The 13,839-nt window shown below is 67.0% G+C and carries 12 protein-coding genes; 7 read left to right on the top strand and 5 right to left on the bottom strand.

Annotated elements, in window-relative coordinates; translation table 11 throughout:
* Positions 1-9: 9 nt before the first annotated feature.
* Positions 10-1,119: an S-(hydroxymethyl)glutathione dehydrogenase/class III alcohol dehydrogenase gene (locus DIE17_RS13320; protein ID WP_124487304.1), complete on the top strand. Its 1,110-nt coding sequence runs from the start codon at positions 10-12 to the stop codon at positions 1,117-1,119.
* Between the two features lie 192 nt (positions 1,120-1,311).
* On the opposite strand, the gene DIE17_RS13315 is transcribed toward DIE17_RS13320, so the two are convergent.
* Positions 1,312-2,337: an AraC family transcriptional regulator gene (locus tag DIE17_RS13315; RefSeq protein ID WP_124893822.1), complete on the bottom strand. Its 1,026-nt coding sequence runs from the start codon at positions 2,335-2,337 to the stop codon at positions 1,312-1,314.
* A 353-nt stretch (positions 2,338-2,690) separates the two neighbouring features.
* On the opposite strand from DIE17_RS13315, the gene DIE17_RS13310 reads away from it, so the two are divergent.
* The 6 genes from DIE17_RS13310 (at position 2,691) to DIE17_RS13285 (ending at position 9,003) form a co-directional block, all read left to right on the top strand.
* On the top strand, positions 2,691-3,920 hold the full coding sequence (locus tag DIE17_RS13310) for a dienelactone hydrolase family protein (protein ID WP_124920972.1): 1,230 nt from the start codon (positions 2,691-2,693) through the stop codon (positions 3,918-3,920).
* Between the two features lie 67 nt (positions 3,921-3,987).
* A complete protein-coding gene (locus DIE17_RS13305) occupies positions 3,988-4,776 on the top strand; it encodes an SDR family oxidoreductase (protein ID WP_124487307.1) in 789 nt (262 codons plus the stop codon).
* 64 nt (positions 4,777-4,840) lie between these two features.
* Positions 4,841-6,079, top strand: coding sequence for a styrene monooxygenase/indole monooxygenase family protein (locus tag DIE17_RS13300; RefSeq protein WP_124920971.1), 1,239 nt, complete (start codon positions 4,841-4,843; stop codon positions 6,077-6,079).
* A gap of 5 nt (positions 6,080-6,084) precedes the next feature.
* A complete protein-coding gene (locus DIE17_RS13295; protein ID WP_124487309.1) occupies positions 6,085-6,612 on the top strand; it encodes a flavin reductase family protein in 528 nt (175 codons plus the stop codon).
* 33 nt (positions 6,613-6,645) lie between these two features.
* Positions 6,646-7,605, top strand: coding sequence for a transporter (locus DIE17_RS13290; RefSeq protein WP_124920970.1), 960 nt, complete (start codon positions 6,646-6,648; stop codon positions 7,603-7,605).
* Between the two features lie 135 nt (positions 7,606-7,740).
* Positions 7,741-9,003: a serine hydrolase domain-containing protein gene (locus tag DIE17_RS13285; RefSeq protein ID WP_124920969.1), complete on the top strand. Its 1,263-nt coding sequence runs from the start codon at positions 7,741-7,743 to the stop codon at positions 9,001-9,003.
* A gap of 212 nt (positions 9,004-9,215) precedes the next feature.
* On the opposite strand, the gene DIE17_RS13280 is transcribed toward DIE17_RS13285, so the two are convergent.
* From DIE17_RS13280 to DIE17_RS13265, 4 genes are read right to left on the bottom strand one after another with little or no spacing between them, the layout of a single operon-like run.
* Positions 9,216-10,190 (bottom strand): type II secretion system F family protein, encoded by a 975-nt coding sequence (locus tag DIE17_RS13280; RefSeq protein WP_124487322.1) that lies wholly within the window; start codon positions 10,188-10,190, stop codon positions 9,216-9,218.
* 38 nt (positions 10,191-10,228) lie between these two features.
* The gene (locus tag DIE17_RS13275; RefSeq protein WP_124920968.1) at positions 10,229-11,206 is read right to left on the bottom strand and encodes a type II secretion system F family protein; all 978 of its coding nucleotides are present in this window, start codon (positions 11,204-11,206) and stop codon (positions 10,229-10,231) included.
* 33 nt (positions 11,207-11,239) lie between these two features.
* Complete coding sequence (locus DIE17_RS13270; protein WP_124487324.1) at positions 11,240-12,607, bottom strand: CpaF family protein; 1,368 nt, start codon at positions 12,605-12,607, stop codon at positions 11,240-11,242.
* A gap of 19 nt (positions 12,608-12,626) precedes the next feature.
* Entirely contained in the window at positions 12,627-13,835 is a 1,209-nt protein-coding gene (locus DIE17_RS13265; RefSeq protein WP_124487325.1) for an AAA family ATPase, read from the bottom strand.
* Between the last annotated feature and the right edge of the window lie 4 nt (positions 13,836-13,839).

Raw genomic sequence — 13,839 nt, 5'->3', positions numbered from 1 at the left:
AGGATTGTCATGAAATCACGTGCCGCAGTTGCGTTTGAAGCGGGTAAGCCGCTCCAGATCGTCGAAATCGACGTCGAACCGCCCCGCAAGGGCGAAGTGCTCGTCAAGATCACCCATACAGGTGTCTGTCATACCGACGCGTTCACGCTGTCGGGCGACGACCCCGAAGGCCTCTTCCCCGCCGTGCTGGGTCATGAAGGCGCGGGCATCGTGGTGGAAGTCGGCGAAGGCGTGACCAGCGTCAAACCCGGCGACCACGTCATTCCGCTCTACACCGCCGAATGCGGCGAGTGCCTGTTCTGCAAGAGCGGCAAGACCAACCTGTGCGTGTCGGTGCGCGCCACCCAGGGCAAGGGCGTGATGCCCGACGGCACCACGCGGTTCAGCTACAACGGCCAGCCGGTCTATCACTACATGGGCTGCTCGACGTTCAGCGAATACACCGTCGTCGCCGAAGTGTCGCTCGCGAAGATCAACCCGGACGCGAACCCCGAGCAGGTCTGCCTGCTGGGCTGCGGCGTCACGACGGGCCTCGGCGCGGTGAAGAACACGGCGAAGGTGCAGGAAGGCGACACCGTGGCCGTGTTCGGCCTCGGCGGCATCGGCCTCGCGGTGATCCAGGGCGCGAAGCTCGCGAAGGCCGGCCGCATCATCGCGATCGACACCAACCCCGGCAAGTTCGACCTCGCGCGCGTGTTCGGCGCGACCGACTGCGTGAACCCGAAGGATCACGAAAAGCCCATCCAGCAGGTGATCGTCGAAATGACCGGCTGGGGCGTCGACCACAGCTTCGAGTGCATCGGCAACGTCAACGTGATGCGCGCCGCGCTCGAATGCGCGCACCGCGGCTGGGGCCAGTCGGTGGTCATCGGCGTCGCCGGCGCCGGCCAGGAAATCTCGACGCGCCCGTTCCAGCTCGTCACCGGTCGCCGCTGGCTGGGCACGGCATTCGGCGGCGTCAAGGGCCGCTCCGAACTGCCGGGCATGGTCGAGGAAGCGATGGCCGGCACGATCCAGCTGGCACCGTTCGTCACGCACACGAAGCCGCTCACCGGCATCAACGAAGCGTTCGACCTGATGCACGAAGGCAAGTCCATCCGGACCGTCGTGCATTTCTGAACCACGCGCGAGGAGGCCGGTTGCCGCAACCGGCCCGTTGCGCGCGTGCGCCGGCAAGCCACGTTGCTTGGCCGGCGCGACGCATGCTCCGAACCCCATCCTCCGTCCAGCCGGTAACGATCACCGTTGCGTGATCCGTCGTCCGGCGCGCGACTCGGCTTTCGACCGCGAGCCTGTGTCGCGGCTGCCCCGTCAGCACCGCACGCGCCGCATCCGGAGCGTGGCCGACGGCGATTCCCCGAACGCGCGCTTGTAGTCGATCGCGAACCGTCCGAGGTGCGCGAAGCCCCATTTCAGCGCGATGTCCGTCACCGACGCGAGCCCGGGCGTCGCATCGTCGAGCAGTTCGTCGCGCACACGTTGCATCCGCAACTGGCGCACGAATGCCATCGGCGTGATGCCGTGGCGATTGCGGAAGCCGGCGAACAGCGTGCTCGGGCTGACGCCCGCGAGTTCGGCGAGCCGTTCGATCGTCAGCGGCTCGTCGAGATGCGCGCGGATGTATTCCTCGACGCGCCGCACGTAGAACGGCGCGAGCGGCGCCGGCGCGTGGCGCGTGCCGTTGCGCGCGGTGTTCGGGTGGCCGTACAGCAACAGGTTGAGCAGCGTCGATTCGAGTTGCTCGAACGCGAGCGGATGGCGCAGCGGATGCCCGTCCGTCGCGATCGCGTCGGCCAGCATCGGCAGCATCTGCGCGAGGCACGCGCCCTGCTGCGACGACAGGCTGAATTCCGGCTCGAACTCCACCGGCGCGCGCCGCTCGTCGCCGAAATGCCGCTGCGCATGCCGCTCCATCACCTCGCGCTCGATCCGCAGGATCACTTGCGGGCACGCCTCGCCCCACCGCATCCTGAGCGACAGCGTCGGCGACAGCAGCGACGCGGTGTCGGGCGACGACACGAAGCGCGTCGCGCCGCACTCGATCTCGGCGTCGCCGCGCAGCGGCATCTGCAACAGATAGAAGTGCTCGAGCGGCCCCGGTTCGATGGACACCTCGCCGCCGTAGTCGAGCAGATTCAGCGACAGGTTGCCCCAGCGAGCATGGTGCATGCGGCTGTGCAGCGCGCGCGAATCGCCGGTCGGTGTGAGCCGGTGCGGCTTGAACACGTCCGCTACCCGCGCGCGCACCTCGTCGACGTCATCCGACTGCAGCAGCAGCGTGTCGTGATTGAAACAGGCGGCGTCACCCAGCCAGCCCGCTCCGGAAAATTGCCCCATCGAAGTTCTCCCGTCGTGCTCGATCGCACTTGCGCTGTGCACGCGTTCCCGATTCCGGGGAATCCCGTCGCACGATCCGGATAGCGGCCGGAGTATCCGGACAGTCCGCCTCGCTACACTACGCAAGCCCTGCGCACCCGATGCAAGAAGCGGACCGTTCGCGCATCGTAGAAAACTGTGCGGCGCTTCCGCATCCGCACAAACCCGCAGAGCGCCGTGCCCGGCTCCGCTGCGGCGGGCCGGTCCGCAGGTTTCCGGAATTCGCGGATACCGGTCGAAGAAAGCGGATAGAAGCGCGCGTTTCGTCCGCCAATACTGGGCCCATGCCAGTCACGAACAGAATGGAGAGACACATGCAAGGACGACACATCGAGATCCCGTCGCCGGACGGCGGCGCGTTTCGCGCGTACCTGAGCACGCCGGCCGGCGGCACGGGGCCCGGCATCGTGCTGTGCCACGAAATCTTCGGCGCGAACGCGACGATGCGCGACGTGGCCGATTACTACGCCGAAGAAGGCTACACGGTGCTCGTGCCTGACCTGTTCTGGCGCCAGGCGCCCGGCATCGAACTCGGTTACACCGCCACCGACTTCGAGCGTGCGATGGCGCTGTACCACGAATACGACGAAAACAAGGGCGTCGAGGACATCGCCGCCGCGCTGGCCGTGCTCACGCAACGGCCGGAATGCACGGGCCAGGCCGGCGTGCTCGGCTACTGCCTCGGCGGCAAGCTCGCGTATCTCGCCGCGTGCCGCCTGCCGGAGGTGGCCGCCGCGGTCAGCTATTACGGCGTGGGCATCGAGCATGCGCTCGACGAGGCCGCTCATCTGCGCGGCCGGCTCGTGCTGCAGATCCCCGCGCAGGACCGCTTCTGTCCGCCCGACGCGCAGCAACGCATCGCCGCGGCGCTCGCGGGGCGCGACGGCGTGGAAGTGTACGTCTACCCGGGCGTCGATCATGCGTTCGCACGCGTCGGCGGCGATCATTTCGACAAGGCGGCCGCGGTGATGGCGCATCAGCGCGCGATCGCCGCGTTCCGCGCGGCGCTCGGCCCGCGCTACGACCTGTCCGCGCTGTGGGAAGAACATCTCCGGCACGAATTCGACACGCGCAACGTCGACGCGACGATGGACACGATGGTCGCGCAGCCCTACGTGAACCATATTCCGACACTGACGGGCGGCGTCGGCTACGACGAACTCAAGCGCTTCTACACGCATCACTTCGTGCATGCGAACCCGCCGGACACCGCGATCACGCCGATCTCGCGCACGATCGGCGCGAGCCAGATCGTCGACGAACTGCTGTTCTGCTTCACGCATACGACCGAGATCGACTGGATGCTGCCCGGCGTCGCGCCGACCGGCAAGCGCGTCGAGATCCCGCTCGTCGCGATCGTCAAGTTCCGCGGTGACAAGCTGTATCACGAGCACATCTATTGGGACCAGGCGAGCGTGCTCGTGCAGATCGGCCTGCTCGACGCGGCCGGGCTGCCCGTCGCCGGTGTCGAAACGGCGCGCAAGCTGCTCGACGAAACCGTGCCGTCCAACGGCCTGATGCAGCGCTGGCGCGACAGCGCGTAATCGACGGATACCCGGGCGGCACGTCGAACGCGCGCCGCCTGCGCTCAATCATTCCAGGAGACTCCCCATGACTGCCCTTGCTGGCAAAGTCGCGATCGTCACCGGCGGCGCCACGCTGATCGGCGCCGCCGTCGCGCAGGACCTGAGCCACGCCGGCGCGTGCGTCGCGATCCTCGATCTCGACGCGGAGAACGGCGCGCGCGTCGCCGACACGCTCGGCGAACGCGGCACGTTCATCGCGACCGACATCACCGACGACCGCGCGATCGAACGCGCGGTATCGGCCGTCGCCGAACGCTTCGGCTCGATCGACCTGCTGATCAACCTCGCGTGCAGCTACGTCGACAACGGCATCCAGGCCACGCGCAACGACTGGCTCGCGGCGATGGACGTCAACGTCGTCTCGGCCGCGATGCTCGTGAAGGCCGTGCACCCTTACCTGACCCGGCGCGGCGGCGGCGCGATCGTGAACTTCAGCTCGATCTCCGCGCAATGCGCGCAGACCGGCCGCTGGCTCTATCCCACATCCAAGGCCGCGATGCGCCAGCTCACGCGCAGCATGGCGATGGATCTCGCCGCCGACCGGATTCGCGTCAACTCGGTGTCGCCGGGATGGACGTGGTCGCGCGTGATGGACGAGCTCACGCACGGCGACCGCGCGAAAACCGATCGCGTGGCCGCGCCATTTCATCTGCTCGGGCGCGTGGGCGATCCGTCGGAAGTCGCGCAGGTCGTCACATTCCTGTGCAGCGATGCGGCGAGCTTCGTGACGGGCGCCGACTACGCGGTGGACGGCGGCTACTCCGCGATGGGCCCCGAGCAGGCGGTGCCGGCGATTCCGAGGTTGGCCGAATAACCGCCGGCCGTTCCTTCCCGCCCACATTCCACTCCATTTAATTCGTCATGCAAAGGATTGCATCATGAAACGCATCGCTATCGTCGGCGCCGGCCAGTCCGGCCTGCAACTCGCCTTCACGCTGCTCGACCACGGCTATCACGTCACGCTCGCGACCAATCGCGACGCGCAACAGATTCGCGCCGGCAAGGTCATGTCGAGCCAGTGCATGTTCCATACCGCACTGCAGATCGAACGCGATCTCGGCCTGAACGCCTGGGAAGAAGCGTGCCCGTCCATCGACGGCATCGGCATCGCGGTGCCGCATCCGCAAGGCAACGGTCGCAAGGCGATCGACTGGTCGTCGCGGCTGACCCGCTACGCGCAATCGGTCGACCAGCGCGTGAAGATGGCCGACTGGCTCGACGCGATCCGGCGCCGCGGTGCCGACGTGCGCATCTGCGACGTCGGCGTGCCGGAGCTCGAGGCGCTCGCACGCAGCCACGATCTCGTGCTGCTCGCGGCCGGCAAGGGCGAAATCGTGAACCTGCTCGGCCGCGACGACGCACGCAGCGCGTTCGAGCGCCCGCAACGCGCGCTGGCCCTCACCTACGTGACGGGCATGACGCCTAGCGAGCCGTATTCGCGCGTGCGCTTCAACCTGCTGCCCGGGATCGGCGAATACTTCGTGTTTCCGGCGCTGACCACGACGGGCCCGTGCGAAATCATGGTGTTCGAAGGGATCCCCGGCGGCCCGCTCGACTGCTGGGCCGACGTGAAGACGCCCGAGCAGCATCTCGACCGCAGCCTGTCGTTCCTGCAGCAGTACGTGCCGTGGGAATTCGAGCGCTGCCGCGACGTTGCGCTGACCGATCCGAACGGCACGCTGTCCGGGCGCTTCACGCCGACCGTGCGCAAGCCGTTCTTCCGCCTGCCGTCGGGCCGCACCGTGTTCGGCATGGCCGATGCGGTGGTCGTCAACGATCCGATCACCGGCCAGGGTTCGAACAATGCGGCGAAATGCGCGAAGGTGTACGGCGACGCGATCCTCGCACGCGAAGCCGAGCCGTTCGACGAAACCTGGATGCACGACACGTTCGAACGCTACTGGGCCTACGCACAGCACGTCGTGCGCTGGACCAACTCGCTGCTCACGCCGCCGCCGCCGCACATCCTCGAGCTGCTCGGCGCCGCCGGCCAGCTGCCGTCGCTCGCCGCGACGATCGTCGACGGCTTCGACGATCCGCGCCGGTTCGCGCCGTGGTGGTTCGAGCCGACGGCCTGCGCCGCGCTGATCCGCGAACACGCCGCACGTTCGGAGTAAGCGACATGAACGCCACCGCTTCCGGCAATCCGGGCCTCGACCCGCAGCAATTGCGCGCCGCATTCGGGCAGTTTCCGACCGGCGTCACCGTGATCACCACGCGCGCGCCGGACGGGCGCAAGGTCGGCCTCACCGCCAATTCGTTCTCGTCGCTGTCGCTCGATCCGCCGCTCGTGCTGTGGAGCCTGCGCAAGGTCGCGCCGAGCCGTCCGGATTTCGTCGCGGCCACGCACTTCGCGATCAATATCCTCGCGCACGACCAGATCGAACTGTCGCGCCGTTTCGCGACGCCGAGCGCCGACAAGTTCGACGGCGTGCCGCACGTGGATGCCGATGCGGGCGGCGTGCCCTGTCTCGACGGCGCAAGCGCGCGTTTCGTGTGCCGCCATGTCGGCCATTACGAAGGCGGCGACCACCTGCTGTTCATCGGCCAGATCGAGGCATTCGATGCGTTCGGCCATGCACCGCTCGTGTTCCATGCGGGCCAGTATCGCGCGATCTCGGCACACCCCGATCTTTCTCGTGCCGCTTGATTAGTTATACAAACAAATATTCAGGAGGTGGTGATGATGAATTGCGGCTCTCGCCTGCTTGCGATCGCAGGCCTCGTGTGCTTCGGCCTGACCGGGCACGTGCCGGCGCATGCGACCGACCTGCCATCGGTCAACCTGGGGATGACCAGCTTCCTCGACGGGATGCCGCCGGCCGGTGCCGGCTGGTACGGCACGCAGTATCTCGAGTACTACACGGCCGGACGCGTCAACGACAATGCCGGCAACAAGGTCGGGCTGCCGAAGCAGGACATCGACCTGTTCGCAGGGCTGAGCCAGCTCGTCTACCAGTCGCCGCTGGCGTTCGGCGGCATGCATCCGGGGCTCGACGTGATCCTGCCGTGGGTGGCGTCCGTGCACACGAACGACGGAATCGGCAACGTCGCGCTGAATTCGCGGGCCGGGTTCGGCGACCTGCTGATCGGCCCGTTCATCCAGTTCGATCCGGTGATGGGCCCGCAGGGGCCGCGCTTCGCGCAGCGGGTGGAATTCCAGTTCATCGCGCCGACCGGCGCATACGACCCGGCGCGGGCGATCAATCCGGGCAGCCATTTCTGGTCGTTCGATCCGTACTGGGCCGCGACGTTCTGGGTCACACCGAAGTGGACCGTGTCGTGGCGCCTGCACTATTTGTGGAATGCGACCAATCACGAGCCGGCGACCGCGCTCGGACCCGACGTGACGTCGACGCAGGCCGGCCAGGCCGTTCATGCGAACTTCGCGACCGAGTACGAAGTGCGGCCCGGGCTGCGGTTGGGGCTCAACGGCTACTGGCTGCGCCAGACCACCGACATGAAGGCGAACGGGCAGGCGGTATCCGGCACACGGGAATCCGTGCTCGCGATCGGGCCCGGTGCGATGGTCAGTTTCTCGCCGCAGGATCACCTGCTGTTCAACGCGTACTTCGAGGTCCTTGCGCGCAACCGGCCGCAGGGTTCGCGGATGGTGTTGAGGTACGTGCATCATTTTCAGTGACGCGCAAACCAGGCCGGCCTTGCCGGCCGATATCGTATGACGAATGCATCGCGCACCTTCGGAGCCCGGTTGCGTGTCCTATAGTTTCGGGGATGCAAGGAGACCACTTAAACACAACAAGGAAGGGAACACGCGATGGCGACCTCTGCTCCTCCCCGGCTTTTCCCGCGCGCCGCGCAGCGGCTGGTGCATCACCTGGCGACGGTTGCACCGGCGCTGGCCGTCGGCATCGCCGTTTCCGCCTGCGGCGGCGACAGCTCGCTGAACAGCGACGAGCCTGCCTACGCCACCCAGGCACGCCCGCAGATCAATGCGCTGCTCGCGAGCACGATGACGCCCGGCGCGGTCGTCTACGTGCAGTCGCCGCAAGGCAACTGGCTCGCGTCGTTCGGCACGGCCGTGCGCGGCACGAACTCGCCGATCCCGACGAACGCGCACTTTCGCATCGGCAGCGTGACGAAGACGTGGACGGGCACCGTGATCCTGCAACTCGTGCAGGAAGGCAGGCTGCGCCTGACCGATCATGTCAGCCAGTACGTCGCGAACGTGCCGAACGGCGACACGATCACGATCGAACAGTTGCTGACGATGCGCAGCGGTCTCTACAACTACTCGACCAGCCTTGCGTTCAACCAGTCGCTCGACACGCAGCCGGACAAGGTGTGGACCGTCGACGAACTGCTGGGTATCGCGGAGAACCAGCCCGTCTATTTCGCGCCGGGCACGGATTTTCGCTACTCGAACACGAATACGGTGCTGCTCGGCCTGATCATCGAGCAGCGCACCGGCATGAGCGCCGCCGATGCGATCCGGACGCGGCTGTTCGCGCCGCTCGGGCTGACCGAGACATCGCTGCCGCCGCAAGACAACACGGCGCTCCCCGCGCCGGCGCCGCGCGGTTATCAATGGGGCACCAACGTGGAGACGATCGACGGCGACGCGCTGTCTCCCACGCGCCAGGCCGCCGCGAAGAACGGCACGCTGCAGCCGGCCGACGTGACGACGGTCAATACGTCGTGGGCATGGACGGCCGGCTCCGGCATCTCTACCGCGGCCGAACTGGGTGCGTACGTGCAGCGGATGGTCGGCGGCGGCTACCTGAATGCGGACCTGCAGGCGCAACGCCTCGCGAGCTGCACGCCGATCGATCCGTCGAATCCGGCGTCGGCGAGCTACTGCATGGGGCTCGCGAAGTTCGGCACGTTCTACGGGCACACCGGGGAAATACCGGGTTTCAATACGTTCGCGGGCTACGATCCGGCAACGAAGACGACGATCGTCACGTGGGCGAACACGGCGTCCGGCCCGGACGGACGCGCACCGGCCAACGAGATCGCACGGATCATCATGGGCGAGCTCAGCAAGGCGGCCGATGTGCCGAGCGAGGGGCGGCCTTGAGGGTTAGCCGTAGGGGGCCACCCGCGCGGGCAGTGGACTACGGCTGCGTCCATGGCCGACCATGGGTCCGGGTTGCGTTGACGCCGCTATGATCGACCTGTCTCGCGGCGCCGCCCGGGGGGAGAAGGAGCCTCCCATGAAGACGGTGACCGTGCCGGCCGGCGACGCCGGGCCGACACGCACATCCGGTTCGCGCGGCCCCCCGCCGCCGCTTACTGCCCGATGCTGGTGAAGGTCGGCAGCAGCACGCGATACACGTGAATCATCGCCGGCCCGAGCAACACGCACATCAGCGCCGGGAAGATGAAGAAGATAAGCGGAAACAGCAGCTTCAGCGCGATCTTCGCGGCCCGCTCCTCGGCGCGCATCCGCCGCCGCGTGCGCAGCATGTCCGAGAGCACGCGCAGCGATTCCGCGATGCTCGTGCCGAAGCGATCGGCCTGGATCAGCATCGCGCAGAACGATTCGATGTCCTCGACGCCGGTCCGCAGCGCCAGGTTGCGCAGCGCGGTATCCTTCGTGAACCCGGAACGCATCTCGAGCAGCAGCAAGTCGAGTTCGCCCGCGACCACTTCGCTGCGAAAGCGCAGCTCCTCGCTCACCCTCATCAGCGCCGCATCGAGCCCGAGCCCTGCTTCGACGCATACGGTCAGCAAGTCGAGCGCATCCGGGAAGTCCTCGAAGATCACCTGCTGACGCTTCGCGATCCGGCGCCGGAGGATCACGTTCGGCACGTAGTAGCCGATCCCGGCGAGCGCCACGAGGAGGAACGACAGCAGCATGCGTTGACCCGCGAGGCGGGTCGTGGCGAGCGCCAGCAGCGCAGCGCCCGGCAGCGCCAGCGCGAGTACCGTCTTCGCCGCGAAGTAAAGCGCGCCCGCGTTCGCATCGCGCCAGCCGGCATTCATCAGCCGGATCCGCAGCGGCGAGTTCTCCCAGCCCTCCTGCGGCAGCGACAGCCGGGAAATCGGTTTCGACAGTTCGACGAGTTTCGCGACCCAGTGCGATGTTTGCCCGCCGCCGTCGTTCGCACCGGTGCCGATGCCCACGCTCGCTCCGCTCGCCTGCTGGATCCGGCGCTCCATGTTGCGCGGCGCGAACAGCAGCATCGCGACCAGCACGCCGCCGGCGACGAAAAGGAACAAGCCGGCCAGCATCACGGTATGTACTACGCTCAGGTTTTGCATGACAGCCTCGATTCGGTTCGTGAAGCCCGGGACACGCGTCAGACGCGAATGCGGATGATGCGGCGAATCCACAGCAGGCCGAATACCATCGACCCGAGCATCACGCCAACCATCTTGATGCCGGCCGGATCCTCCCAGAGCACCGACAGGAACTCACGGTTCAACACCGCCATCATGCCCGCGGTACCGAACGGCAGCAGGCCGAGGATCCAGGCCGACAACCGCCCTTCCGCGGACAGCACGCGGACCTTGTCGAACAGCTTGAAGCGTTCGCGCACCAGCGACGCGATGCTGTCGAGCAGTTCGGCCAGGTTGCCACCGGTCTCGCGCTGGATCAGCACCGCGATCACGAAGTAGCGCAGGTCATGGGCCGGCACGCGCGTGGCGAGGTTCACCAGCGCATCGTGCAGCGATACGCCGTAATTGATCTCGTCGAACGTGATCCTGAATTCACTGCCCATCGGATCGGGAAACTCCTCGCCGACCATCCCGAGCGCGCTCGTAAACGAGTGGCCGGAGCGTAGCGCGCGCGCGATCATGTCGCAGACATCCGGCAGCTGGCGCTCGAGCTTGAGCATCCGCCGGTTGCGATGCCGCATCACGTACATTACCGGGATGCATACGGTCAGCAGCGCAATCGGCACCACGATGATCAGCGGCAACACGGTCAGGGTCAGGGCCAGCATCGTCGCCACCGGGAATGCGGCGCTGAGCGTGACCAGCTTCGCGACCGTCCAGTCGAGCCCGGACTGCTGCAGCAGCAGATCCAGCGACTGCACGCGCGGCATGCGCAACAACAGCCGGTCGAACGGCTTCGACTCGTCGAGCATCCGCTTCTTGAGAATCGACAGCCGCTCCTGCTGCACGCTGCCGCCGGCCGACATCGCGCGCAGGCGCGATTCGATCCGGCGCGCCGCGGCACCGTGGCGCGTGTTCCACCATTGATAGACGCCCTCGATCGCGAGCACGACCGCGACGAAGGTGAGAATCACAAAACCGTAAAAGATCGAGTCCATGAGGCCTCCCCGGAATCAGACGACCGCGCGTCGTCACTTCGTCTCGTAACGCTGCGCCGGGTCGTACAGCGAATCCGGCAAGTTGATGCCGAACGCCTGCAGCCGCTCGGCGAACTTCGGCCGCACGCCGGTCGCGCAGAAGTGTCCGCGCACCGTGCCGTCGCGATCCATGCCGGTGCGCTTGAACGTGAAGATCTCCTGCATGTTGATGATGTCGCCCTCCATCCCGGTCAGCTCCTGGATGCTGACGATCTTGCGCTTGCCGTCGGTGAGCCGGGTGGCCTGAACCACCACCGAGATCGCAGACGCGATCTGCTGGCGCATCGTCTTCGGCGGCAGCGTCAGGCCGCCGACGCTAATCATGTTCTCGAGCCGCGTGAGCGCATCGCGCGGCGTGTTCGCGTGGATCGTCGCGAGCGAGCCTTCGTGGCCGGTGTTCATCGCATTGAGCATGTCGAGCGCTTCCGCGCCGCGCACTTCGCCGAGAATGATCCGGTCCGGCCGCATCCGCAGCGCATTGCGCACGAGCGTGCGTTGCGTGATCTCGCCCTTGCCCTCGATGTTCGGCGGCCGCGTTTCGAGCCGCAGCACATGCGGCTGCTGCAGTTGCAGCTCGGCCGCATCCTCGATCGTCACGATCCGTTCCGAACGCGGAATGAAGCCCGACAGGATGTTGAGCAGCGTCGTCTTGCCGCTGCCGGTGCCGCCCGACACGAGCACGTTCACTTTCGCCTGGGCCAGCGCATCGAGCAGTTCCGCCATCGGCGGCGTGAGGCTCTGGTAACTCACGAGGTCGTCCATCTTCAGCGGGTTGACCGCGAAGCGCCGGATCGACATCAGCGGCCCGTCGATCGCCGACGGCGGAATGATCGCGTTCACGCGCGAGCCGTCCGGCAGACGCGCATCGACCATCGGAGTCGATTCGTCGATGCGGCGCCCGACCCGCGACACGATCTTCTCGATCACCTTCATCAGGTGCGCGTCGTCGTAGAACGTCACGTCGGTCAGCTCGAGCTGGCCGGCACGCTCGACGTAGACCTGCCGGTACGTGTTCACGAGGATGTCGGAGATGCCGGGGTCGCGCAGCAGCGCCTCGAGCGGGCCGAAACCGAACATCTCGTCGTACACGTCGATCGCGAGCTGGCGCCGCTCGATGTCGTTCGCGAGCAGGCGCTCCTCGTCGAGGATGCGCGAGATCAGCGCCGAGATTTCCTGCCGGACCTGTTCCTGCGGCAGGCGCGACAGACGCTCCAGCTCGACGCGTTCGAGCACCGCCAGGTGAATTTCGCGGCGCAGCTTCTGGTAGGCGTTGCGTACCGACGAATGCGTCGCACCTGCCGGTTCGGTGCCCGCAGCCTGCGGCTGCGTCCGGTACAAGGACATCTGTTCGCGCAATGACATGATGGTTTCCCCGCAAGATTCACATGGACTTGAGCTTCGGCGTGGCCTTGCGGCCGAACAGCCGGGACATCAACGGTTCGCTGCTGGACGTGCCGTGCCTGGTGCGCACGTCCCCTTCGACGATCTGCTTCGCACAGGCCTGCAACGCACGCGTGACCGCCGCGCCGCGTGCGACGCGCGAGGCCGGATGCCCCTGGTCGAGCGCTTCGCGCACGGTGTCGGCGTCGTCGGGTATCGTGCTGCTGGCGTGCAGGCCGAGCACTTCCTCGAGCGCGGCACGAGACCGCTCGCTCGCTCGCGTCATCCGGTTCACCACCAGCCGCAACTGGTCGGTCGGGTAGCCGAGCGACACGAGAATCTCCAGCAACCGGCGGCCCGCGCGCACGTGCGGCATCGTGGGCTGCAGCACGAGCTGGATCTGGTCGCTGCGATCCAGTGCGATCATCGACAGCGGATTGATGCTGACGCCGATGTCGAAGATCACGAAGTCGTAACGCGGCGCCGCGACGCCGAGGATCCATTCGAGCGCGTCCTCGCGCATCTCCGCGGCCTTCACCGGGTCGCCCGCGCCGGCGAGCACGTGAAACGTCGACGTCACGTGCGCGACGCTCGCGTCGAGAAACGCGCCGTCGAGCCGTTCGATCTGCGCGCACAGCTGCGGCAGCGTCGACGGCGGCGTCTCGTCGCTGACGAGGAACGCGGCATCCGCGAACTGCTGGTTCAGATCGACCAGCAGCACGCGGCGCTTGTGGCCTTCGGCGATCTCGTACGCGACGTTGCTCGCGGCGAAGCTCGTACCCGCGCCGCCCTTGCACGACATGAACGACACGAAGCGCGTATCGTCGCTGTCGCGCCGCGTGCTTTGCGCGGCCGCGCGTTCGAGCGCGCGGGCGAGCGCCGCGGGGTCGATCGGCCACTGCAGTACGTCGCGCGCGCCGGCGCGCATCGCGTCCAGCAGCACGTGCGGCGCCGCATCCGCGGTCACCAGGATGCCGGTCAGGCCCGGGTGCAGCCGGCAGATCCGCTCGAGCGCCGACAGCTCGGCCGCGTCTGTCGTCGCGCCGTCGATCAGCAGGATGTCGAACGAATCGAGACCGTCGGTTCGATGCTCGATCTGGGACGGCCGTCCGTGCGCGCGCGTCACGCGATAGTGTCCGCTCTCGGTGACCAGGCGCGCGATCTGCGTGAGCCGGGCGGTATCGTCGGCAGCTACGAGGATATTGATCATGACT

This window comes from Burkholderia sp. Bp9099 (assembly GCF_003857805.1).
Classification (GTDB): Bacteria; Pseudomonadota; Gammaproteobacteria; order Burkholderiales; family Burkholderiaceae; genus Burkholderia.
Note: the sequence above shows the minus strand (reverse complement) of the source record. Positions and strands in the feature narration are given on the sequence as shown.